Here is a 24,481-nt window from a genome sequence, read left to right as displayed (position 1 = left end):
CCCACCCGGTAATCACGACAAATCGGGAGTGGGATTGAACCCCTTACGTCGCATCCAATCGTTCAATCTCGTCACTCAAACCAAGGTACTCCCAACGCAATAACGCAATCGGTACGTTGCCGTTCTTCCACAAGTAATCGTGGAAGGCGCGCAGCTCAAACTTCTCCTTCTGATTAAGGCGCGCGTCGGCGAGAAACTTCACGATTTGGAGTTTGCCAATCTGATAGGTGATCGCCTGACCCGGTGAAGAAGCGAAGAAGACGGCCTCTTGTCGCGCGGTGCCACGATCGACCGGGACGATCGTTTCCAGGTAGTCGGCGGCTTGATCGATGGTGAATTCGCCGGTGGCCAGCTTCACATCAACTTCCACCCGCAGCGCGCGCAGGCGCATGAAGTTGTACATGACCTCGCGCAGCTTTGGCTTGTCATCAAAGAAACCAAACTGCAGCATCATCTCTTCGGCGTAAAATCCGATGCCTTCGTTCGCACCCGAATCGTAGTAGCGGCGGCGAATTTTGTTTTCGTGCGCCCACGAGAGCGTCATTTGAAAGTAATGGCCGGGGACGCCTTCATGCACGATCAGAGGTCGCGGGTCTTTGGCGATCGACAACGAAAAATAATCCAGATCGGGAGACGGCGGCTTGATGTAACTAACGCCATCCTCTTCCAGTCTGGTGTCGGAAGTAAGATCGTCAGTCACACCCATGAATCCCAGAGGCGCGATGTACGACGGCAGAGGCAGGTTGCGATAGTGCTTCATCCATGAAGGCACGGTGAGAATGTTCTTCGCTTCGAGAAAGCGTCGCGCCTCCCCTTCCCAGAATTCTTCCTGCGCCATCTGGGTCGCTTGATCGGGAAACAAGTCGAGTTCCGGTTCGCCGCCGTTCCGGGTTTGTTCTAATGATTCGAACGTGACCGAGCGTTCCCATTCCGACGCACCCATGACCAGCAGTTGCTCAGGCGTAAATGGCATCAGCGCGACATGCTTGAGGAAGTAGATGTAAGCCTCGCGGCCGACGGCCGTCTCTTCCGTCATGCCGTCGAGTTCAGCAGTCAACCAATCGTGCAACGATTCGAGCGCAGTGATTGCGTCCATGACCGACTGGTCAAATTCCGATCGATCGACACCTGAGAGGAACGGGCCAAGTTCGGTGCCGACTTTTGTGAGCCGGGACCGGGCGTCCACTAACTTCTCAAGCGCAGCGAGCGCAAACGGTTTGACTGCTTTGCCGGCGAGATTCTCTTTGGCGGCCGTCACGGTTCCGCTGAAGCTTTGCAGGTACCGGATGATGTCGCGGCTGCGCGCTTCCGTAAATGGAGGGGGTGTCAGCACCGACTGGAACAGCAACCCCAAAGTCTGTTCTACATAGAAGCCGGGGTTGGTCTCCTGGCCGCGGGTAACATTCAACTCCCAATGCACGCGCGCGATCGCCGAGCCGATCAAGCGGTAATCAACCTGCTGCGGCACCGGCCAGGCACTCGCACTTATTCCCTGATGGCGGTTGGCGAAATCAGCTGCCTCCGTCCGACGCCGCTCAATTGCCGTACGAGACCAGTCCGGTGTCCAACCGTCAGGGCGCTCAATACGGGGAATGTCATCACTGGATATTGGTTGATTAGCAGCGCGCCAGACCCAGAATTCTTCCGCGAGTTGTTGCAGTTGATCGTAGGTGGATGTGCTCATGTTGGTTCGTGAATTTTAGCCTCGGACATCAATTATTGCAGGCTACGACTCGCCCCGGGCGGAGCGCAAATAAGGAAGAGTCACTTGCGGGTTAGCCGGAGGCTTACGCGCTGTGCGGCGGCAAAGCCGCAGTAGAAGAAAAGAAGCGGGGCGCCTTCTGCAAATGACGCCTCCGCTTCTCAGCAGTCGCTGCTTCGCACCCTCGCCCCAGCCCTCTCCCAAGGGGAGAAGGAGAAAATCCAGAGGGAGAGAGGAAAGCCGCAAGGTGGTGCTGATTCGCCACGAAGTCTTACGGCAAGTTGTGCCATTTTTCATTATTGTCTTCGTTGGACTCGGCATTGAGTTTGGTCGCGTCGGCGATCACTTTAAAGGTTGTGTCTTTGAGATTGACGGCGTTGGGCAGAATACTTGACGCGTCCACCGGGATTTTTACGAACTTGCCCGGCTCTATCACTGGAATTGTCGCCCTCTTAGTTCGGCCCACGGCGGCGTCACCGATTTTGCGAACCGTCAACTCCAGAATGCAACGCTTTGATGGAGCATCACCGTTATTGGAAACATAAACGTTCACCGTTTTGTTCCCGGCGAATTCAAACTCATTTCCCCTGACAATTAGATCCGGCATTGGCGGGGTCAAATTCACGGCGACGCTTTTATGCTCGACATTGTCTTTGAACCCCGAATTGCTCGCTAAAGCGACTTGCAAGGCGCAGACGGCGATGAAACACAAGCAGATGATTTTTTTCATTTTTCCTTCTCCTTTTCTTTATGCCACTAGTTGCAGCAGAGGCGGGTGGGTTAACTACGCTGAAATCCAAAGCAAAGGCCCGCAGCCCGTCAACGGCGGCGGCACTATACCACCGGTCACGGATTGCTGGGCGTGTTTACTTTAACGTCCTTGATCTCGGTCGAGAAGCGAATGTAGTTGCTGAAGATTGAAATCGACTCAGTGTCGATTCCGTCGAACAGCTTTTGGTAATCGGCGCCGTTAATACGAATAATCCGCGGCAACCAAATGCCTTCGGGTAGACGCTGCATCTCGACATACACGGCCGGCGGTCTTTCGCCAGACGCTGGCGGTGGATTGGTTGAGCCGGGAATACTCGCCACGGGGGATGGCCAACCCGTGAGCCGGGTCACGATTCGATCGTGGGCGTCGATCCAAATCTCGCCAGTTAGTTGGGCAATGTATTTCTCGCTGTCTTTGAATTGCGCGTCCGGCCGCGGCGTAAAATTGAAGACTAATATCTCCCGGCCTTCATGCTGGCCGCGACGCGTCAGAGTCAAATCACACGTTCTGAGAAAAGTATGAATCCCGAGCCTCGCGCTGCCCTTTTTGAAGAAGCTCGACCGGCCGTTGGTCGTGTAAGTGTACATACCGAGGGGCAGCATGCCCTTCGCACTCGAGTCCGTCTGTGGCGGTAGTGACTGACGCTCACGCGCGCTCTTCTCTTCCGCTTTTTCCAGACGTTCGCCCGCCTCAGTCCGCGCCTTCTCCAGCTCCGCCGCCGGCACGGGCACGCCATCACGAGCGGTAATCACCAGAACTCCCTTGCCCCGCGTCCCGCTCTTCAAAGTCGGAATGAAAACTTCGTAGGTGGTGGACCCTTGTTTTGTCTGTCCCTTCTTATCGATCGAGCGCCCCAGGGAATTCATTACGTAGCTGTACTCAGTGATCATATCGCCGGCGCCTTTACAGTATGCTTCTTTCACCAGAGCGGGGATGTCGACGGTGCCTTCGATTGAAGCCGGGACTACTGACTCGCAAACTTTGGGGATTCGGCCCACCTGTTTCCCCACCGTGACGGAAGCATTTTGGGCGAAGGCGGGCAAAGCCGGCAGCAACATCACGAGCAATAGATTGCAAAGACTGTGGGGGAATTTCATCCGCATTATGTTTTCCAGGGGTCGGTAAAAAGTCTTGTGGAGAGAGCGCGCGGAGTATAGCAGCGCGTGCGAGTGTGCGGCTAGACTCAAGGAATGATCCAAGATTACGTAGATTCCACAGAGGTCTTTGGTCTTTGAAACTTTGACTTGAGACTTTTCGATCCCGCCGTGCCTTTCTGTTATTCGTTGTTTTCAATCTGTGCAATCTGTGTAATCTGTGGATAATCTCTTTCGGCCGTTGACTAATGCTTATTAACTAAGAGGTGATGAACTTTATGAGAAGAACAAACTTCTTATTCGTTTTCGCTCTGGTTGTGTCTCTTTCTAGCGCAACCTGGGCTCAGGCGCCCAACAGAGAGAAAGTCATCGCCGGCGCGGAACGAGCATTCGAGAAATTTGCCAAGGCTTACGTCGGGCCAGCACCCGGTTGTGCCGCCGCAGTGTCGCTGAACGGCGAGACAGTGTTCGAAAAGGCGTTCGGACTTGCCGATCTCGAGCATAATGTTCCGAACACGCCGCAAACAATTTTTGAGTCAGGCTCAGTCGCGAAACAGTTCACCGCCGCCGCGATCGTACTGCTGCATCAGGATGGAAAGCTCAATCTTGACGATCCGGTCATGAAACATATTCCCGAACTCCCCGACTACGGTTATCCGCTGACGATCCGACATCTGTTGCATCACACTTCCGGACTGCGCGACTGGGGCTCAGTCATGAGTCTGACCGGCGCGGGTCGGGGTGATCGAGTCGTCTCTCAGGATCTCGCACTTGACGTTATTAAGCATCAGCGCGCACTCAACTTCACACCCGGCGCGGAATACTCGTACACAAACAGCGGATACAACCTGGCCGCGATAATCGTCGAGCGTGTTTCGAAACAGAAGTTTCCCGCGTTCGTCGAAGAGCGGCTATTCAAACCGCTCGGGATGAAGAACAGTTCGTGGCGAGACGACTACCAGCGCGTTGTGCCGGGCCGCGCCCAGGCGTATGCGCGGCAAGGCACCGGACCGTGGCGACTTAATATGCCTTTCATGAATGTGTATGGAAACGGCGGCATGCTCACAACGGTCGGCGATTGGATGAAATGGAACGCGATGTTTGAATCGAAGTCGCTGGGTGCGCCTTTGGTTAATACGCTGGAGACACAAGGCGTGCTTAATGATGGGAGGAAGATTGCGTACGCGCTTGGGCTCGAAGTCGGGACACACCACGGATTGAAGGATGTCTCGCATGGCGGCGCAACTGCCGGCTATCAAACGTTTCTGGCGCGTCTGCCCGACAAGAAGTTCTCAGTCGGTGTCATGTGTAATGGCACATCACCGGGCGCAGGTGGAATCGCCGAGGCCATCACTGATGAGATCTTCGGGCCATTTCCAGAAACCCCGATCGAAGCTGCCAAGGTCTCAGAAGACGAGCTGAAGAAACTTGCCGGTATCTGGCGGAATGAAAAAACGCATGCGCCGGCGCGTTTCGTAGTCGAAAACGGCGTCTCGCGCTGGGGCGGCGCGCGCCTTGTACCAACCGGAAGCGGACAGTTTGCTTTTGGTGACAACCGATTGAAGTTCACGCTGGATAAAGACGGCAAGCCGCTGTTTGCTGAGACCGTCGATACCGATGGTGAAGTCAGGCGCTTCGCACCGGAGAAGGAATGGACGCCCACGCCAGCGGACCTTGCATCATTTAAGGGAGATTGGTTTAGCGAAGAGGCTGGCGCGAGATTGACTGTCGCTGTCGAAGCCGACAAGGCCTTCATCAAGCAGCGACCGGTTACGAGTCTGCCGATGCAGCCGCTGTATCGGGATCATTTCTCCGTGCCGGGATTTATTGTCTGGTTCACACGGGACAAAAATGGGAAGGTCAATGCCATGCACGTGGGCGCATCACGATTGCGCGACATGCCGTTCGTACGAGTGAAGTAGATTGTGGGGTCAGTACCGGGAGCGGCGGCGACCGGGTGAGGTCCGAAGGACCGAAATGTAATAGCCCCGACCGTCAGGTCGGGGTTACATCGTTTACATTGTTCCGGAGGTCCGAAGGACCGGCATGATCAATCCGGCCCCTATGCTGCGCACCCTCACCCCTAACCCCTCTCCCAGAGGGAGAGGGAAAGACTAATTGTGGGACACCTTACCCCGACTTTACGGGGGGACTATTGTGCAACGGCGCTTCGCGCCTTACTTTCTAAAGACCTCGCGCTGCTCCACTCACCACCCTGACGCTACTGCTCTCGACCGGCGAGTGCAATCAGGCCATCAGACACCGAGGCACGCCAGTTAAGAAACTCATGACCTCCGGCTACCTCGGAATAGACGAACGAGTACCCTTTGGACTCCAACACATCGCGCAAGCGCCGGTTTTGAGCCAGGAGGATTTCCGGACAATCGTTCTCGAACAATCCGGCTTCCATATAGAATCTGATGGGCAATTTTCGCGTCGTCACGTATTGCCTAATCAACCATCCGAACGGAGAGGTATCGTTCTCTTCTACCTCGTCCCAATCCGGGAAATAGCCGAACGCGCCCGACTGTGAGAGGACGTTGCCGAAGACTTCCGGATAACGGAGCGCACAGTATGCGGCGTTGAGGCCACCGAGACTCACGCCCCCCACAATGGCGCGTTCTGGTTCAGCACTAAAACGATAACGCTGGCGCGCCCACGGAACCAGTTCTTTGGCCACGAAGTCCGCGAATGGTGGATAACATTCAAGGTCGCGATCGCGCGACGCTTCATTCAGGTTGTCTATCAGAATCGCCACCAACGGGCGAATCTTTTTCGCGGCCACCAGGTTGTCCAGAATCGTCGGAATGGGCATGGGTCCCCGATAATCCTGGCCGTCAAAAAGAACCAGCAAACCGTACGAGCCGCCCTTCGGGTCATAGCCCGGAGGCGTGTAGATGGAAACCGATCGATCTTCCTTCAGGATTTCACTTCTGAGCTTCTCGGGCGTGACTGTCCCTTTTGGAACCTCCGGCTGGACCACGGTCCAGGTCTGCGGAGGTGCGGCTGGAAGTTCGGCGTATGAGGATGATCTGAACCTCAGCGAATTGAGTGGATCGGCAGTCTGTTTTATTCCTGGACGCTTAAAGCCATAAGTGAAGCGCGCGGTCGCCGGCAACCGCAGCGTAAGAAACCAGACGTCTGTGTTCCCCAAACGCAGTAACGGCGCGTCTATTGAGTCCGGCGGGATGTTCCCGTCAAGTGTGACTTCGCTGGCTTCGGCTCCTCCGCGCCAGAGAAAAGTTACCCGGCGGAGTTGGTCATCACCGGGAAGCGGTTCGATCAGCGGTGCTTTGCCTTGAACTTCTTCCCAGAATTGTTTGATTGCCGCGCGGTTTCCAGCTCTCACCTTACGATCCAACGCAATCAGACGCGGACTATCCAGCCGGCGCGGTGGTTTCGGCTTTGGTTGTGCGGGCGCACTGGGTCCGGCAGGAAGAGTAGAAGCATCCTGGCCGTTGATGCGAACCGACGATGCCCCCAAGAGTGCAATCGGGAGCAAGTAAACGGTTAACGCCGATTTGCGAAAAATGAAGAAGCGATACCGCATAGTTTAGAACCTCCTTTAACGAACTAACGCCCAAACGAGCGCCGTAGGTTTGGATGAATCATGCCCTAACGCGCGAAGCGGGTGTCAGCATAGGGACTTCCACCCCAGCCGAGATGCTCGGCCGGGGACCCCGGGGGCGTGGCACTCACGGCTAACCTCGGCCGTCCTGACGAAAAGTTTCTCCAACCCTAATTCCCCACCGCCACCTGAAACTGCTCCAGCTTTCCGTCCGGCATTTCGTAAGTCCAGGCGCGGACCGTCTTGCTCGCGAAGCGAACGATGTAAGAGCGGCCGGTCATGCCGCCGCGAAGACTCTGGCCCGTTTGGGTGAATGAATCCCACTTGCCGAGCGGGCCAAGACTGTTCTTGAAATCTTCGAGGGCTTGCTCACTGAAGTAACCGTTCGCGTTGTCAGTGAAGAGTGAGCGCTCAATTTTTCCCTGCTGCAATCCTTCGAAAATCTTTTTTGCCTGGTCCAGCTTCGCAGTCGTCACTGCATCGTTCGCCACAAACAGCAGCGGGGGAATGCCGTTAGCGATTGGGCCGGAAGCGCCGCCGCTATCCAGGTTCGTCAGTGCGACCACTGCCACGCGATCGTCGGGAAAGACAATGTTGCTCGTGGTAAAGCCTGAGACGCCGCCTCCGTGCGAAAGCGCGCGGCGGCCGCCTGGAGAACTCACCGTCACGCCGAGGCCGTAATTTGTCCCCAAGCCGTCCTTCAGCAACGTTTCAGTTCCAAGCACGAGATAGGAACTCGGTTTCAAAAGCTTCTGATCGATAATCGAGATGTCCCACTTCGCCAGGTCCTCCGCCGTCATTGCCAATTCGCCCGCAGCGAACAGCCAGCCGGTTCCCTCTTTCGGTGCGACACGCAAAGGACCAAGCGCGTAGCGCAGATATCCGATCGGATCGCTTTCCGGCAGTCTTCCTTTGTCGACGGTGATAACACTTGTCATGTTGAGCGGCTTAAAGATGTTCTGTTGGAGGAACTCAAAGAACGGCATCCGCGCGACCTTCTCAACAATCGCCCCGGCGATGACATAGCCCGTGTTGCTGTATTGCCACTTCGTTCCCGGTTCAAAGTCGAGCGGCTTCTTGGCCCAGGTGTCCATGATCTTGCGCGCCGTGATCGGCTCAAGCATCGGCTTCATCACGTAATCCTGCGGCCAGTAATCCTGATAACCGGACGTGTGCGACAACAGTTGCCGGATCGTTATTTCGTTCGCGCGCGTCAGGTCGGGAATGTACTTCGCGACTTTGTCGTCGAGCGAAAGCTTGCCCCGCTCCTGCAAAAGCAGAATCGCCGCCGCCGTGAACTGTTTGCTGATCGAGCCGATGCTGTAACGCATGCCGACCGCCGCAGGCGTTTTCGGATCGAGCTTCGCGTCGCCGTAGGTTTTGGCGTATGCGACTTGTCCGTCTTTCACCACTGCGACTGAGGCGCTCGGCACACCGGTGCGGGCGAGGGTGTCAGTGACGAGTTTGTCGATCTGCGTAGTGACTTCAGCCGGCAGTTGTGCCTGCGCGAATCCGTGAAAAGCAAAAGCGAGTACGATGACGAACGAGCACAGTAAAGTTTTCGCAAGTCGCACTTTGGATCCTCCTTGGCGGATGGAAATGTCAGTACCGGGAGCGGTAGCGACCGGGCCCCGCGCGCGGGCAGCCCCCCGCTGGCTAAATTCAATCGTCCAGTACGCGGACGAAGTCCATCAAAAACTGCGTGATTATATAGCAGCGTTGCGATAGAATCCCCCCTCCCCCGAAGTCCGTAGAGTCCTGAGAATCTTATGTTTCCGTAGCCCAGGCGTTCACGCCTGGGGAAACGAGTTGATTAAGATCGAAAGCTTATTAATGGGGCCTCAAATCCCGTTCTCTTTTTTGAGTGCCAAGGCGTAAACGGGTGGGCTACAGAAACGTAAAAAACACCAAAGTAGAGAGACGCAATCCAGAAAGGATAAGTCCATGAAACACCTACGACTCATTCTTGCCGCCTTCGTTGTTTACCTGACCTGCGTTGCCGTTCCGCAGAACGCTCTTGCGCAGGACCAGAAAAAGCCGGCGCCGAGTCACGTTCATTACAAAGAGCCGACGCAGCAGACAGTTTCTCCGACGGGCGCGATCGCGCCGCGCCTGCAGAAGCTCGGCAATCACAAATTTCCGGTGTCGACAAAGAACGCGCAAGCACAGCTCTTCATGAATCAGGGCTTGAATCTTTCGTACGCGTTCAATCACGCGGAAGCGGGCCGGGCGTATCGCGAAGCCGCGCGGCTTGATCCGAATTTAGCGATGGCTTTTTGGGGAGAAGCTTTGGCCCTGGGTCCCAACATCAACGCGTCTATGGATCCGGCAAATGAGCCGAAAGCACTCGAAGCCATTCAGAAAGCGTCCGCGCTGAAAGCGAAAGCGTCACCGCGCGAGCAGGCTTTGATCGATGCGTTGAAGTCCCGATACAACGGGCGAGCTGAGGACCGGGTCGCGAATGATCGCGCTTACGCCGACGCGATGCGCAAAGTGCATTTGCAGTTCCCTGACGATCAGGACATCGCGATGCTCTACGTTGAATCAGTCATGGATTTGCGGCCGTGGGGCTACTGGACGCGCGATGGCGTTCCCTACGAACGCACTGCCGAGATTGTCGCGCTCACGGAAAAGACGATGGCGCGCAATCCGAATCATCCGGGCGCGCTGCATCTCTACATTCACTTGATGGAAGCTTACGAGCCGCACAAAGCTGAACCCGCATCGGATCGTTTGTTGACCTTGATGCCGGCCGCAGGTCACATGGTGCACATGCCGGCGCATATTTATCAGCGCGTAGGGCGTTATGCCGATGCGGCGAAGAGCAATGAGATGGCCATTGCCGCCGATGAAGATTACATTTCGCAATGTCGCGCGCAGGGCCTCTATCCGATGGCCTACTATCCGCACAACCTGCACTTCCTCTGGTTCGCGGCGACGGCTGACGGCCGCAGCAAACTGGCGATCGATGCGGCGCGCAGGACGGCTTCGAGAGTGGACGACGAAACTTTGAAAGCGGTTCCGCTGCTGGCCGGCTTTCGCGTCGTGCCTTACTTTGCACTGACGCGTTTCGGAAAATGGGACGAGATGCTGCGTGAGCCTGAGCCGCCGGCAACCAGCGCGTATATGCGGGGCCAGTGGCATTACGCGCGCGGCACCGCGTTCGTCGGCAAAGGCCAGACGAACGAGGCTGAACAGGAACTCGGAAAATTGGAAGCAGTGCTGGCGGACAAGTCGCTCGATGCGCCGCTGTTCTCGCCGAACACCGGGCGCGCGGTCCTCTCCATCGCCCGGGAAGTTCTGGACGGCGAGATTGAAGCCGCAAAGAAGAATTACAACCACGCCATCGGGCACCTCGAGAAGGCGGTCCGCCTCGAAGACGCACTCGTTTACACCGAGCCTTCCGAGTTTCATTATCCGCCGCGTCATGCGCTGGGCGCGATCTTGTTAGCGGCGAATCGGCCCGCCGAAGCTGAGACGGTTTATTGGGAAGATCTGCGACGTAACCGGGAAAACGGCTGGGCACTGTACGGACTGATGCAGGCCCTGAAAGCGCAGAACAAGAATGATGAGGCGGCGTTAGTCGAAGCGCGTTTCAAGAAAGCGTGGGCCAGAGCGGATTTCGTGTTGAGTGGGTCGCGGTTGGGAAAGTGACCTAACGCTGAAGGAAATCAGACGCCTTCGCGATCTTCGTCTTGCAGTATCGCTGGATCGTTTTGAAGTCGTCGTAGTTCTCAGTCACTACAGTCGCTCTCCATCGGCGCGAGCTGACTGCAATGAGCACATCAAGCGCCATCCGTTGAGCCATTCCGGCCGGTAAGCGTTTCAGCTTGCCCTTGGTTATTCGCCTTCGTCCTTGAGTTAACCAAAAAAGAATTCGGGAAGCGAGGAGCCAATCGTTCTCGTCCGGCACAATCAACGAGTTGTCTTGCTGATAATAACGAAATAATCGCTCGTAGACTTTGCGCTGTGAATCGTCTTTCGCACTAGCCGTCAATTCCATTAGGACTACCGCTGACATCAGAAAGCTACCGGGAAGGCCGGGGAGATCCGTTACTTTCCGTGAAATGATTACAGAAGTGTCGTAAGTGAAGTACGACATCAAGAACTCTTACGTTGATGTTGGTTTTCGTACGCGATCCGAAAAGCTTTCAATGTTAACTTCTGTCGCTTCTCAAGCATTCTCTCTCGTTCTCCGGCTACGCGGGGATTCCGAATATGCTGATACTCGTACTGCGTCCCGTTAGCATTCGTAGAAACGTCCGGCCAGCCCCCGTGTATAAGCACTTCACTAACACGCGCAGGCGAATCGACCGTTTTTGCACGCCGGCGCTGCTTAGCCTTAGCACTCGATTTATCCTTAGGCATGGTTGCTAGGATACCACTGTCTACAGCGCCGAGCATGAGGCGTCTGTAAACCGTTCTTCCGCCAAACGATCCGCCGCTTCGTAAATAGGAATGCGTTCCGCTTCTCGGTGTGAAGAAATTCGAGGCCGGTATTTATCTCATCAACTTCTTCCAATCCGCGAGCTACCCGACTCACGGGGTGCGAATCTATCGCGTGATTGCGAAAGCTCTCACCCTTTACAGTTTGATCGGTTTTTTACCGAATCTTTTACGCAAATTATTAATGGACTTTTGGACTGCGGGTCGGCTGACGATTTTGTGCTCCAGCCAACGCCGGCCGGGAAAATCAACCAGCATCACGCCGAACAAAATAGTAACCAGCCCCGGACCGGGAATGCCCGGCATGGACAACACCACGCCGAGCGCAATTAGAATTACTCCCGCCAGGTTCTTACCGATGATTCCCGCCCAGCGAATGGCCGGATGCTTGTCCTTCAGAATTTCGCGATCATGGTCGGGATGAAAATAGGTGACCGGTAGCTTTACCACTACAAAGGAAACCACCCCGGTAGCCACGACGAACGTGACTACTACAACTAGCGCGCCAAGGCCAACGTTCCACCAAGTCAATTCCGGCAACCAGTCCGTTATGCCAAGAATGACACCCGGTAACAGGAGTCGGCCGCTGAGAGCTGAAAAGATTATCGCGAATTCAGGCATCGGCTTCAGTGTATCGTAGTGGTGAAGTAAGAATAAGCAGCGGGACTCTGATCGGTAGGGTCCCAATTTCAAAATCTCTGTGGGACTCTGCGGAACTTCGTGTCTCTGTGGTGAATTGTCTTAAAGAAACTACCACCACAGAGACACCGAGAACCACAGAGCATGCACAGAGAAAAGCAAATTGGACACTACCAGTTTGATTTACTAATTACTCTCGCTCAGCCGCCGCTCAGCGATCCGATCTGCCGCTTTGTAGGTAGGAATTCCTTCGGCTTTGGCGGTGCGGAAGATGTCGAGGACCGTGTCGTAAATCTCATCAACTTTCGCCAGTGATTGTGCCGGTTCCCATCCGAGCAATTCGCGGCAGCCGTTGATGATCCCGCCGGCGTTCGCCGCGTAGTCGGGCGCATAGAGAATCCCGCGCTTTTCAAGTTCGTCACCGTGACGATCTTCCAAAAGCTGATTGTTCGCTCCGCCGGTGATTACCTCAGCTTTAATTTGTGCGAGCGTCTCATCGTTGATGGTGCCGCCGAGCGCGCAGGGCGCGTACACTTCTGATTCGACCGAGTAAATTTCCTCAGGCGCGACGACTGCAGCACCGAACTCTTTTACCAGACGATCGATTTTCACCGGATCGACGTCGGAAACAATCAAGCGCACATCGTCAGCGTGAAGCAACGAGGCCAGGTGATAGCCAACGTTCCCGCAACCTTGCAGCGCCACGGTTTTTCCCACCAACGACTCAGAACCCCACCGGTGCGTCGCTGCGGCTTGCATTGCGCGAAACACACCGCGCGCCGTGAACGGCGATGGATCACCCGACAAACCGTGCAGGCCGGCCGCGTGCGCTGTCTCTTGCCGGACAATGGCGATGTCGTCGGGACTTGTGCCGACGTCTTCCGCGGTGATGTAACGTCCGCCGAAAGTGTCTACAAAGCGTCCGTGAGCGCGAAAGATCTTTTCCCGATCAATCACGCCTTCGGGACGCAGCATGATCGATTTGCCGCCCCCGAGCGGCAGTCCCGCCAAAGCGTTCTTATAAGTCATCCCCCGCGCGAGCCGCAGCAAGTCTTTGAGCGCGGCTTCATCACTCTCGTACTTCCAAAACCGCGTGCCGCCGACGGCCGGTCCGAGCCTGGTGCTGTGAATCGCCACGAACCCGCGATAGTCACCATCAACGCACGAGGCAACGTGTTCGTAATCGGGGATGTTTAGTTCGGTAATCTGCACGATGTTCGCCAAAACTAACGATACGTTATGAACCTGGAACTGGTTCCAAAGTCAGCATTTTTCCCGCCAACTCCTTCAAGATCTTAGCGCAAACGACCGCGGTCATTCCCGTCGGATCCAGCTCAGGATTGAATTCAACAATATCGGCGCCGATGACGGGCGCGTTAATCGATTGAATAATCTCGATTAGTTGCCGGGTCGACAGGCCGCCTGGTTCGCGATGAACCACGCCCGGCGCGAAAGCGGGATCAAGCGCGTCGATATCGACCGAAACGTACACCGGAGTATCGAACATCAGCGCTAATCCCTCCTCTATATTCTTCATCTCGATCACTTCAACGCCGAACCTTTCAGCCTGCTCCCGTTGATGGGCGTTCATTGTCCGAATCCCGACCTGCACCAGCCGCTGTGCGAGTTTCGCTTCCATGATGCGGGCGAACGGGCTGGCATGCGAGAAAGGATTGCCGCGGAAATCGTGATAGAGATCGGGATGCGCGTCGAAATGCAGGATGCTAAGCGATGAATATTCCCGCGCAATGGCCCTGACAATCGGGAAAGTGATCGAGTGATCGCCACCCAATGCCAATGGACGCCGGCCCTGGGCCATCAGCGAGCTAACTGCATCCTCGATCTGACTCGGAGAAGCAGAAGAGATATCGCCGGCGTCGTCTAGGATTCCTTCCCTGCCCAGATCGATTCCACCTTCGGTCCAAAGGTTTCGCGCGGCGGAAAAGAGCTCGCGTCGAATTAGCGGAGGACCTTTGGCAGCGCCGTGCAAGAAAGAAGAATTTTCGTCGGTACAGAAGCCGATGAGAGCGACTGCTCGGGGCTTCTCCGACTGATTAGACGGGAGTTTGGCGCTGTCGCCCGCTAAAGCGGGCTTTGGATCAGGTGGGGACTTGATCCCCGGGTTACGCTCGCTTCGCTCGCTCACCCGGGGCTAAATTCTGCCGCCGCTCCGCGGCTCATTGAGTTGTCCACTGCTACTAAAGCGAAGCTGGAGCAGAACATCTTCATGCAGTGAGATTGCTTCGCGAACATTTGCCAAAGCCTCCTCCCGCGTTTTCCCTGGGCTTGCACAACCGGGAAGGCTCGGCACCTCCGCCACGACGTAACCGTCTTCGCCAGGATACAAAACAACTCTTCTGGTCATCGCTGAGATTTTATCACGACTATCTCTTCATCACCGGTAACAAAACTCGTGATGGATATTGAACTGAGTGATAGACACGCTGTGTCGCTTTCTGAAAATCTGCGTCCGTGCCGAGCTTATAATTCGGCATGAACTTCTGCGGATTGCGCGCGACGAGCGGAAACCAGGTGCTCTGGATCTGCACCATGATGCGGTGGCCCTTCTTGAACGTATGCACGACCCCCGGCATCACGTACGAAATTTTCGTGGGCCGGTTCGCGATGAGCGGCGACGGCGTCTCGAAGCTGTCGCGAAAGCGCGCGGGCATGGGCTCACCCCGCAAAAGCATTTGATAGCCGCCGGGTCTGAAGACCGACCACGCGGAATTGTCAGGCGGTTTGATCCTTTCCGGGTCGCCATTGGATAACTTCTTGCCGGTCTCAGGGTATTCGTAGTCGTCAGGAAAAACGTCAATCAGCTTTACCACCAAATCCGAATCGGTACCGCTGGATGAAATGAAGATTTCGGGCTTAATGTTGCCGGCGACAGTGATGTCTTCTTTCAAAGGCTCAGTTTGATAAACGAGCACATCGGGCCGCATAGCCGCGAACCGCTGGTCTTCCGTCATGAAGTCTGCCGGGTAATTGCGGGTGATCTTCTGTGTGTACGGCACCGGATTCCACGGATCGCTGACGTATTCATCGTGCACCTTTGCACCATCGGGCGGCCGTTTGCCGGCCACGCCGTCACCAAACTTCAACTGGCCGTTATCGAGCAGGTAAATGGGCGTGTCGGTCGAGCTCGTCGGTGACCAATCACCAAACTCCCGCCAGTCGTACGAGCCCGTGTCAAAGCCGTTGACTTCTTTGATCTGCGCGATGCTTCCCTTGTCTTTCAAAAAGTAATTGAAGAAAGGCAGCTCGTAGGTGGCGCGATAGTGCACGCCGGTTTTGCCTCCGAAGTACGCAGTGCCCAGCCAATCGCCATCCGACCTGGACCAGCCGCCATGAAACCACGGCCCCATCACCAGCACGTTGTAGATTCCGGGGTTCTGTTTTTCGATGTGACGATAGGTTTCCAGCGCGCCGTAAAGATCTTCGTTGTCGTACCAACCGCCGACGGTCATCACAGCGGCGCGAATGTTCTTAAGATTCGGCAGGATGTTTCGCTCTTTCCAAAACTGATCGTAGTTGGGATGCAAGAGCAACTGATCCCACAACTTCGAGCGAAAACCCAGTTTCTGCCAAAACAGATCACCGGATTTACCAAGCCCACCCATTTCGAGGAAAAACTTGTAGCCGTCCTGCGTGCCCCACGGATACGGCTTTACGTAATCGTTCGAGCCCGTGGGCGACGGGCGCACCTGGCCCATGTACGCAAAGAAGCCGAAGTTCTGCGCGAGAAAAAGCGCGCCGTTGTGATTGGTGTCGTCGCCGTGAAACCAGTCTCCGATCGGCGCCTGCGGCGAAATGGCTTTCACCGCCGGGTGGCCATCGATACCCGTCATCGAGGTGTAGAAACCCGGATAAGAAATTCCCCACACGCCAACCCGTCCGTTGTTGTTAGGCACGTTCCTGATTAGCCACTCGACCGTGTCATAGGCGTCCGTAGTTTCATCGAACTGGTTGCCGGTCTTGTTGTGAATGTAAGGCCGCACATCTTCATAATCGCCTTCACTCATGTACCGGCCGCGCACGTCCTGGTAAACAAAGATGTAGCCTTCGCGCGCGAACAACTCGCCTGGTCCAAGCAAGGTCTTGAACTCTTTCGGTCCGTACGGCGCGACGCTATAAGGCGTGCGGTCGAACATGATCGGATACTTCTTGTCCCTGTCTTTCGGCTCGTAGATAACCGCAAAGAGCTTCACACCGTCGCGCATCGGAATGTAGACCTCACGCTTGGTGTAGTGATCTTTGATGTAGTCGGCGAGTTCGCGCTGTTCCTTTGTCAGGTCGGCCTGCGCAACTGCCGGGAAGGCAGCCAGCAGAATCAGCAGAGCAGCGACGACGAAAGTTGACGCACGTTTCAGCATCATGACGGACTCCAATCAGCCAATAATAATTAGCGGAATTTTCGACGCGATTGTAATCAGGATTGACGCGCGCACCAAACGCCGGTGCCGTCGGTCGTGCGGTGAAAACTTTGATGGCGTCGGGCCCGGCAGTCTGTACGCGTCTGGTACGTTGATGCTCCCATGCTTGTTTAATTCTCAACCACTGAGCTCTTTTGCTTAGGCTCGTTTCGTTTCCACGGCAGCATAATCCCGAGCCCCGCACACGGTTGTGACAGATTCCCAAGCGGCCTTGGATTTGCAGCTACCTTCACAGAATCTTGATCAAATAACCGGAGGAAGAAATGAACGAGCAGCAATTGAATGAGCTTTTATATCAGGCATTAGAGACTGAACTTGGCGGCGTGCAGGTTTACACCACCGCGCTGGAATGTGTGCAAAACGAGGATTTGAAAGAAGAGTGGGAAAAGTACCTCGAACAGACACAAAATCATGTGCAAGTAATGCAGAACGTGATCACCGAGTTAGGACTCGATCCTGAGACCGAAACACCAGGTCGCCAGGTTGTGCGCCACCACGGCGAGTCATTGGTAGCGGCGATGAAAATGGCGCTGGCAAATGACAAGCCCGAAGCAGCCGAACTAGTAGCGACCGAATGCGTGGTGATGGCCGAAACCAAAGATCATCAGAACTGGGAACTGATGGGCGAAGCGGCCAAGAAGGCCAAGGCCGACGTCGCTAAAGTCTTGAAGGCGGCAGTTGAAGAAGTTGAAGAGGAAGAAGACGAGCACCTCTATCACACGAAGGGCTGGGCACGCGAGCTTTGGATCAAATCGCTCGGCATGAAAGCAGTGCTACCGCCACCTGAAGAAGAGAAGAAAGTTAAGACCGCGATCGGAGCGGCGCGCGCGAAACATGCGCGAGCAGACATGCTCTAGAATCGGATTGGAGCGCAAGCGTCCCGCTTGCTCTCTTGATCGAATCAAAGAAGGCCAGGCAGCACTCGCTGCCTGGCCTTTTTTCTTTGTCGCTTTCCCCTCCGCGCTCGCGGGGAGGGGTTGGGGCGGGGTTAACTCGGCGCCCACCTCTCCCCCTGCCCTCTCCGCGAGCGGAGAGGGGAGAAGTCGTATCGTTGCCCGAGGTAATTTCCGTCGGCTCGCGAAACGGCGGCCAGTAGCCCGCCTCTAAACGATCCAAGCTAATCACTTACCACTTACGGCGCTTCGTAGATCAGCACCTGCTTCTGTTTAGCAGAACCCCACAATAAACCGCCCAGCGCTCCGAATCCCGCGCCGAACATAACGCCGACGATCGTGTAAACATACCCGCATCGCTTGTCGAATTGGCCTTCGCTCCGCCGGCTAAAGGCGCAGTAAAAAGCTGACAATCGTGGCCTGGAACCGGTGGTCGCGATTCCTCTCATGGCGACCACTTTTTCTTGGGCTGGCGTTTTTAAAAAAAACTGTTGTCAAGATTTCGGAAAGGTAGTATAAGGCGTTGCATTCATCATTTCCCGAGATGCTTCGGGCGTCTTTTTTCCATTCGTCGGTGCGCACGGGCAGTGTTGTCTCCCCCGTCTGAATTGCCAATTCACTTACCCGGGTTTTAGAACCTCAACGCGGCCGGCGTCATAAACCGATGACCTCCGGTCCTGCCAGGGGCCGGCCTTCACAAAAAGGAGTGTCCTACGATGCACTGCGCTCATCGTTCTTCTTCGCGACGATTTTCCCGCTATTTGAATGCACTGCTTGCTTGTACCTTAGTCGCAGCGATCGTCACACCACCGGCGTTCGCCAAATCGCTCGCGTTGCAGGTAGCGGCGACATCCGACTCCAAAGCATGGCAAACCGTCAAAGCATGGCTTGAGTCGAAGGACCGCTCACAAGATCCACTGTCACGCGGCGTGAAGCCGCCTCCGTCCGAATCGAGGGCCGCGAAGCAAGGGCGTGTGTCGCGGCTGGAGATCAACCCGCAGGGCCCCGTCCGAGTGCAATCACGTCAGCCGCTCGCGTTCACGGCGGTACCACGTGATAGCTCTGGCAATGCCATTCATGGTCTGTTCGCGGAGTGGGAATCGAGTGACAAACAAATCGTCTTCGTGAAGAAAAATGGCCAAGCGCTGGCCGGTAAACCAGGCACAGCTGTTGTCACTGCGAAGGCTGGTTCCCTAACGGCATCGGTCCGCGTAACGGTGAATAATGCTGCCAACGGAGAGCGGTTTGGCGGAAAGAAAAAACAAGACACGATTCGCAGTAATCGTGGGCGCGCGGCGGATAAGCAGAAAGCGAATCGAGAGAATGTCGCCGCGCAAGCCAAGCGCAACCACGCTCTTGTTGTCACTACCGCAATTTCTCCGGTGCCGATGCGGGATCCAAACGACGATCCTCTTCCTGACAATGAGACAAGTTCCCTCTATCAACCAGCGAACGCAATTGGATCGCCACCAGGAAGACAGCGCGCGGGCGCTACCACTCCCGGTTCCACACTGGACTCCGTAGAAAGCGGGAACAAGAACTTCTCGTTTGGGCTTCCGGTGATTGGTCTGCCTGGACGCGGCTTAGATGTCTCGCTTTCGATTGTCTACAACAGCAATGTCTGGAACAAATCAAGTGATGGTTTCGGTACCTGGATGACCTATGACGTCGATTCCAGCTGGCCCGCCACCGGCTGGCGGATGACTCTTGGCCAGATTGAAGATCAGGGCAGTTATGGCTTCACGCTGACCGACATGGACGGCACACGGCGCGCCCTCACGTACACCAGCGCTTACAACTATCACACCACTGACGGCAGTTTCATCCACTATTACGGCGCCGGAAGTTGGGGCGTCTTGTATTACCCAAACGGGACGATTGCCTACTACGGAGCGGGCGGCGGTGGCTATCGCCTCTACCCGACGCAAATCATCGATCGCAACGGTAACTACATTCTGATCAGCTACGTCAACAGCGTCGGTCCAAAAATTTCAACCATTACCGACACCGTCGGTCGTTACATTAACTTCTACTATGCCAGTAACGGCGATCTGGTAACGATCACCCGGCCCGGACTGGGAACCTCTGACCTTCAAACAATACGATTTTACTATACGGACGTAACGCTCGGTTCGGGGTTGTTCGATTCAAGCATCAATGTGAGCAGCCCGAGTTCTGTGCACACGCTTGAATACATCTATCTGCCTACCAGCTCCGAAACAAACGGCGCGCATGTGGGTTACAAGTTTGAGTATTCGCCGTACGGCATGGTACGGCGACTGACCGAATATCGCGGTATGACGGCTTCCACCACCTCAACGACGACAGCGGGGACCGTGAGCATAAGCGGCGCGGCAATTTCCGCGCAGACCACTTACAACTATCCCGAGAGTGCTCAGGCGCTGACCGATGTTCCGACGTACTCAAGGCGCACTGATGACTGGGCCGGGCGGACCACGAGCATGAATGGGGGCGCGCCTTATTATGACTTTTCGGTGAATGAATCCACAGGCGTATCAAGCGTGACGGCGCCGGCCGGAACCATTTATGAGACCCATGCAATCGTCAACACCGGGCAATGGAACGACGGCCTGATAAGCGACACCTACGTTAAGGATGGCTCAACCACGTACGCCCAGACACACACGGATTGGGAGTTGGATTCAAATGGGAAAAATCCGCGCGTTTATCAGATCCGCAGCACGGATACTCCAGCAGGCCTGACGAAGGCCACGGTACTCACCTACACAAGCTACAACAACGTTTCCGTTGTCAGCGAGCGAGATCTCACCACCGACGGCTCAGTTTCGTCGACTGAGTTGCGGCGGACAGAGGCCACATATGTCACGTCCTCGTCCTACATCAATCGGCACCTGCTGCATTTGCCATCCATGGTCAAGGTTTTTCCGGGCGGATCGTCAACTCCAAGCTCCAGGGTTGATTACACCTACGACAATTACGGGACCTCGCATGCCAACATGACTGCGCGCGACGACATCATCATGCATGATCCCGCGTACGATCCATTTCAGGAAACCCAGGAAAGTTGCGACTGGGTCTGCCGCGAGTGGGACCATTGGTGGGTCAATTGTATTGATTGGCAGTGGGAATGCACTTATTACAATCCTTACGACGCGAACACCGACTATCGCGGCAATGTAACCACCGTTACGAGTTACGCCGACGCAGCGAATGCTTCCGGTGCGATCAACCATTCGACGACATACGATATCGCGGGCAATGTAACAACCGCTGACGTTGATTGCTGTCAACTTAAATCAATCAGCTACACAGACAGTCCGAATACCTACACGTATGCCTACCCAACTTCCATAACGAATGGCAACCCGAGCGGCCTTCATACCACGATGTCCGCGACTTACAGCTTAAACACGGGATTGCGTGCCACGACGACGGATGAAAACAATCAGACGACGACTAATTATTACCATAGCGATTCATTGCGCCTTGAACACGTCTCTTTCACGGACGGCGGCGCGACTTATCTGACCTACTCAGACGCGTTGAGCGCTGACGGCGCGGGCCGATATCTGTCGTACGTTGAATCAGCAACGAAGCTCGACAACAACGGTTCCGGTGGCGCAACCCGGTATGTGACGAGCCGGCAGTACTTCGATGGTCGCGGCGCGGCCGCCCGCAATATGAGCAATCAGACTTCCGCCGATGGCTGGTCTGTACAGGACATTGAATATGACACCACGGGTCGAGCTTATCGCGCCAGCAGTCCGTATTACGCCAGCAGCTATAGTTCGACTCCACTCAGCTCAACAAACATGTTCTGGACGACGACGGTCTTCGATCATCTCGGCCGCGTCACCCAGGTGACGATGCCGCGCGGCGACAACGACAACTCGCTGCTGACGTCGGTGACGTTCAATTTTGACGGCGTCTATACCACGGTCACCGATGCAGCCGGCAAAGTTCGACGTCAGAAAGGGGATGGGCTCGGCCGCGTCATCCGTTTGGACGAGCCGACAACTTCCGGATTGGGCTCCACGAGCTCGCCGAACCAGGCGACTAACTATTATTACGACGCCCTGGACAACCTCGTAAGGATCAATCAGGACTCGCAGGATCGCTATTTCAAATATGACTCGCTATCGCGTCTAATTCGCGAGCGACAGGTCGAGCAGACAGTAAATTCAAATTACAATTTGAGTGACTCGCTGACCGGCAACAGCTCGTGGACGCGCAAAATCGAGTACAACAGCAGCGGCTTGGTAACCAACGCCTACGACGCTCGGGGAGTGCAAACCAGTTTCACCTACGATGCCCTGCATCGGGTGACCGAGATCAGTTATTCGGATTCCACACCCACGGCGCATTACTACTACGATGCGCAGACTTTGCCCTCGGGCGCACCGAGCACATCTTCGCCTGACAATTATTCACGCGGCTACTCGACTGGGCGGCTCGTCGCGATGACCTACGGCAGTGGCGCGACGGGAACTTATTTCGGCTATGACTCGATGGGCCGGGTGGTTCAGCAGTTTCAGTTGACGGGCTCGACCCCGACGAAATACAAACTTGGCTACGCCTACAACTACGCGGGAATGCTGACCGGGGAAACCTATCCGTCAGGTCGCAGCCTAACCTATTCGTATGACGAAGGCGGCAGACTTGCCTCGGTCGGCGATGGCACGAACACGTTTACACAATCCTTACAATACGCGGCCCACGGCGGACTTAAATCTGAGACCTGGGGCAACACTGCCGTCCACACGAGGGACTACAACCGGCGTCTGCAACCGTCTCAAGTGAAGTTGAGCCTCGGCAGCGCTGTTCAGCAGCAATACGATTACGGCTACGGCGAATTCAACACCAGCTCGGGCGCGGTGGACACCTCGAAGAACAACGGTCAAATCGGAAAAATCACGGCTACCATCGGCACCACAGCCCAGTGGTCGCAGGGCTTTGGCTACGACGAATTGGGTCGCATCGCGAACGTGCGTGAGTACCAAAGCGGCAGTATGAGTTCGCAGACGTATTCGCACAGCTATACGTACGATCGCTACGGCAATCGCGCGCAGTCCGCCAACAGCACCTTAGGTCTGTCGGCCGTCTCATTGTCCGACTACAGCACGAGTACCAACCGGTTTACGTCAAATGTGACTTACGACAATGCCGGCAATATCACTCAAGACAATAAATTCCGCGGCATGAGTTACACCTATGACGCAAACGGACGCATGACTGTCGCCGATAGCGTCAACAATGACGGCTATCAAACCTCAATCTACGATTCCGCCGGGAAGCGCGTGCAGACGACCTCGAATGCCGGCACGCGCACCATGGTCTATGACTTGTTTGGCCAGACCGTCGCCGAGTACAGCGGGACCAGCGGTTCGACTTTGGAGCGCGAGAACATTTATCGCGGTGGGCAGTTGCTGGCGGTTTATGAAACCGCCGCGAGCTGCTACATGTCGATCAGCGATTTTGTGGATGGGTTCTACCAGGGCGCTCTGGGCAGGGCGTACAATTCCTCCACTGATCCGGATTGGAAGAACACGCTCAGACAGGCGCAAGCTCAGGGCCTGTCGCAGTTGATTATTGCCGCCCAAAACCTCGGAGCCAGTCTGTTTACCTCTACCGAATACCTGAATCGCAATCGAACCAACGGCGAATTTGTGACCGACCTTTACGCCAGTTACTTGCTGCGCGCCCCCGATCAGGGGGGCTACGATTTCTGGTTGGGTGCGTTGAATAACTCGACGCGCGACCAGGTGCGTTTGGGCTTTGCCTACAGCACTGAGTTCCAAAACAATGTGAGCCGGTTGTGCACCAGCACCTCCAGCGGCAGCGCCACGATCAAGTATGTTTTGACGGACGTGCAGGGCGGAACGCGAGCAGTGATGAATAACAACGGCAGTTCCAGCAGCGTGATTTCGCGTCATGATTTCCTGCCGTTTGGAGAAGAAATCTGGGCGGGTATTGGTTTGCGTTCGACCTCGCAATCCTACGCTGCGACGACCGCGATCCGCCAAAAATATGGTTTGACAGAGCGCGATGAAGCAACGGGACTGGACCACACGGCGTGGCGAAAGTATGAAAATCTGTCAGGACGCTGGACGACTCCCGATCCTCTCAGTCGCAGCATGGTCATCGCCAATCCGCAGAGCTTCAATCGCTACACCTACACCCAAAACGATCCCGTAAATTTCATCGATCCGACAGGTCTGCGTTTTATCGAAATTTGCAGTTGGTGGGCGTGGTTTGATGTGACAGACCCGGACAATCCCATCCAGGTCAGCGATCCGTTCTTGAGATGTTCGCTCTATTGGATACCCGATGCTGGTCCCTTCGGCGGCGGTAATCCCGGTGGCGGTGGCCCCGGCGGTGGTTCGCCTGGCGGCCAGGAACGGCGGCCGCCAACCCTGAAGCCTGATCCCAAACGGGAAAAGGAATGTGCAAAGCACCGCGAGAACCTACTTGGCAACCCCGAGAATAAGGCGGCCCTCGACGCTGCTTGGAAGAACTCGCAGCCTGGAACGGCTAACACTCGTGAACAAGGAGGCTTGCTGGGCACATCGCTGCTGATTCATTCCGACAATCGGAGCGTCGTCGAATTCTACGAGCCGCCGGCAGGCTCAGCGAGAGCGAGCTTGCCTGGAAAGACCGCCTGGGTGAGGCAGCAAGTAGCAAACAGCGGCGGCAACATACGCTACGACTACAGTTTTCACACCCATCCGTTTAACGAAGGCGACCCGAATCCTGATGGTGGTCCGGGAACAATTGGTAGTCGGAGGGATATTAGTGACCGCGATGCGGGGGCCATACGTCAACAAGCCATAGCTGCCCCAGGGATTCACGGTGTCGTGGTCAGCAGCACGAGCATCATAGTGTACGATAGCAACGGCACAATTCTTTGTACCTTCGACAGGCAGTAGGTAACGAAGCATTCTCGTTGTGC

The 24,481-nt window shown here is 55.7% G+C and carries 15 protein-coding genes; 4 read left to right on the top strand and 11 right to left on the bottom strand.

The genetic code is table 11. The annotated features are described in order from the left end of the window. Positions 1–43: 43 nt before the first annotated feature. The 3 genes from VFX97_14200 to VFX97_14190 form a co-directional block, all read right to left on the bottom strand. Positions 44–1,684: a DUF885 family protein gene (locus tag VFX97_14200; GenBank protein HEX5704351.1), complete on the bottom strand. Its 1,641-nt coding sequence runs from the start codon at positions 1,682–1,684 to the stop codon at positions 44–46. Positions 1,685–1,973: 289 nt separating this feature from the next. Beyond that, the gene (locus VFX97_14195) at positions 1,974–2,432 is read right to left on the bottom strand and encodes a CARDB domain-containing protein (protein HEX5704350.1); all 459 of its coding nucleotides are present in this window, start codon (positions 2,430–2,432) and stop codon (positions 1,974–1,976) included. A 116-nt stretch (positions 2,433–2,548) separates the two neighbouring features. Continuing rightward, positions 2,549–3,577 (bottom strand): hypothetical protein, encoded by a 1,029-nt coding sequence (locus tag VFX97_14190; protein HEX5704349.1) that lies wholly within the window; start codon positions 3,575–3,577, stop codon positions 2,549–2,551. A 269-nt stretch (positions 3,578–3,846) separates the two neighbouring features. Here VFX97_14190 and VFX97_14185 point away from each other — a divergent pair, with 269 nt between their 5' ends. Then, positions 3,847–5,490 (top strand): serine hydrolase domain-containing protein, encoded by a 1,644-nt coding sequence (locus VFX97_14185; protein ID HEX5704348.1) that lies wholly within the window; start codon positions 3,847–3,849, stop codon positions 5,488–5,490. Between the two features lie 299 nt (positions 5,491–5,789). Here the strand turns inward: VFX97_14185 and VFX97_14180 are convergent, their stop codons facing one another. Both VFX97_14180 and VFX97_14175 read right to left on the bottom strand, forming a co-directional pair. Beyond that, the gene (locus VFX97_14180) at positions 5,790–7,118 is read right to left on the bottom strand and encodes an alpha/beta hydrolase-fold protein (protein ID HEX5704347.1); all 1,329 of its coding nucleotides are present in this window, start codon (positions 7,116–7,118) and stop codon (positions 5,790–5,792) included. A 188-nt stretch (positions 7,119–7,306) separates the two neighbouring features. Next, the gene (locus tag VFX97_14175) at positions 7,307–8,710 is read right to left on the bottom strand and encodes a serine hydrolase domain-containing protein (protein ID HEX5704346.1); all 1,404 of its coding nucleotides are present in this window, start codon (positions 8,708–8,710) and stop codon (positions 7,307–7,309) included. A 370-nt stretch (positions 8,711–9,080) separates the two neighbouring features. Between VFX97_14175 and VFX97_14170 the strand changes: the two genes are divergently transcribed. Beyond that, positions 9,081–10,790 (top strand): hypothetical protein, encoded by a 1,710-nt coding sequence (locus tag VFX97_14170; GenBank protein ID HEX5704345.1) that lies wholly within the window; start codon positions 9,081–9,083, stop codon positions 10,788–10,790. Between the two features lies 1 nt (position 10,791). On the opposite strand, the gene VFX97_14165 is transcribed toward VFX97_14170, so the two are convergent. From VFX97_14165 to VFX97_14145, 5 genes are all read right to left on the bottom strand, one after another. Next, positions 10,792–11,238 (bottom strand): hypothetical protein, encoded by a 447-nt coding sequence (locus tag VFX97_14165; GenBank protein HEX5704344.1) that lies wholly within the window; start codon positions 11,236–11,238, stop codon positions 10,792–10,794. Between the two features lie 482 nt (positions 11,239–11,720). Then, positions 11,721–12,203, bottom strand: a complete 483-nt coding sequence (locus VFX97_14160) for a hypothetical protein (GenBank protein HEX5704343.1) — start codon at positions 12,201–12,203, stop codon at positions 11,721–11,723. Positions 12,204–12,407: 204 nt separating this feature from the next. After that, entirely contained in the window at positions 12,408–13,445 is a 1,038-nt protein-coding gene (locus VFX97_14155) for an amino acid dehydrogenase (GenBank protein ID HEX5704342.1), read from the bottom strand. A gap of 13 nt (positions 13,446–13,458) precedes the next feature. Next, complete coding sequence (gene speB / locus VFX97_14150; GenBank protein HEX5704341.1) at positions 13,459–14,367, bottom strand: agmatinase; 909 nt, start codon at positions 14,365–14,367, stop codon at positions 13,459–13,461. A gap of 238 nt (positions 14,368–14,605) precedes the next feature. Then, a complete protein-coding gene (locus tag VFX97_14145) occupies positions 14,606–16,600 on the bottom strand; it encodes a CocE/NonD family hydrolase (GenBank protein HEX5704340.1) in 1,995 nt (664 codons plus the stop codon). Positions 16,601–16,920: 320 nt separating this feature from the next. On the opposite strand from VFX97_14145, the gene VFX97_14140 reads away from it, so the two are divergent. Beyond that, positions 16,921–17,514: a ferritin-like domain-containing protein gene (locus VFX97_14140; GenBank protein ID HEX5704339.1), complete on the top strand. Its 594-nt coding sequence runs from the start codon at positions 16,921–16,923 to the stop codon at positions 17,512–17,514. A 275-nt stretch (positions 17,515–17,789) separates the two neighbouring features. Here VFX97_14140 and VFX97_14135 read toward each other — a convergent pair whose 3' ends face one another. After that, positions 17,790–17,999: a hypothetical protein gene (locus VFX97_14135; GenBank protein HEX5704338.1), complete on the bottom strand. Its 210-nt coding sequence runs from the start codon at positions 17,997–17,999 to the stop codon at positions 17,790–17,792. Between the two features lie 267 nt (positions 18,000–18,266). Between VFX97_14135 and VFX97_14130 the strand changes: the two genes are divergently transcribed. After that, positions 18,267–24,458, top strand: a complete 6,192-nt coding sequence (locus VFX97_14130; protein HEX5704337.1) for a DUF4214 domain-containing protein — start codon at positions 18,267–18,269, stop codon at positions 24,456–24,458. The last annotated feature ends 23 nt before the right edge of the window (positions 24,459–24,481 follow it).

It is taken from the genome of Pyrinomonadaceae bacterium, assembly GCA_036277115.1.
Lineage (GTDB): Bacteria > Acidobacteriota > Blastocatellia > Pyrinomonadales > Pyrinomonadaceae > UBA11740.
Note: the sequence above shows the minus strand (reverse complement) of the source record. Positions and strands in the feature narration are given on the sequence as shown.

Bases quoted from the DNA above. Each gene is read 5' to 3' on its own strand.
- VFX97_14200 (HEX5704351.1), bottom strand. From the start codon at position 1,684: ATGAGCACATCCACCTACGATCAACTGCAACAACTCGCGGAAGAATTC.
- VFX97_14195 (HEX5704350.1), bottom strand. From the start codon at position 2,432: ATGAAAAAAATCATCTGCTTGTGTTTCATCGCCGTCTGCGCCTTGCAA.
- VFX97_14190 (HEX5704349.1), bottom strand. From the start codon at position 3,577: ATGCGGATGAAATTCCCCCACAGTCTTTGCAATCTATTGCTCGTGATG.
- VFX97_14185 (HEX5704348.1), top strand. From the start codon at position 3,847: ATGAGAAGAACAAACTTCTTATTCGTTTTCGCTCTGGTTGTGTCTCTT.
- VFX97_14180 (HEX5704347.1), bottom strand. From the start codon at position 7,118: ATGCGGTATCGCTTCTTCATTTTTCGCAAATCGGCGTTAACCGTTTAC.
- VFX97_14170 (HEX5704345.1), top strand. From the start codon at position 9,081: ATGAAACACCTACGACTCATTCTTGCCGCCTTCGTTGTTTACCTGACC.
- VFX97_14165 (HEX5704344.1), bottom strand. From the start codon at position 11,238: ATGTCGTACTTCACTTACGACACTTCTGTAATCATTTCACGGAAAGTA.
- VFX97_14160 (HEX5704343.1), bottom strand. From the start codon at position 12,203: ATGCCTGAATTCGCGATAATCTTTTCAGCTCTCAGCGGCCGACTCCTG.
- VFX97_14145 (HEX5704340.1), bottom strand. From the start codon at position 16,600: ATGATGCTGAAACGTGCGTCAACTTTCGTCGTCGCTGCTCTGCTGATT.
- VFX97_14140 (HEX5704339.1), top strand. From the start codon at position 16,921: ATGAACGAGCAGCAATTGAATGAGCTTTTATATCAGGCATTAGAGACT.
- VFX97_14135 (HEX5704338.1), bottom strand. From the start codon at position 17,999: ATGAGAGGAATCGCGACCACCGGTTCCAGGCCACGATTGTCAGCTTTT.
- VFX97_14130 (HEX5704337.1), top strand. From the start codon at position 18,267: ATGCACTGCGCTCATCGTTCTTCTTCGCGACGATTTTCCCGCTATTTG.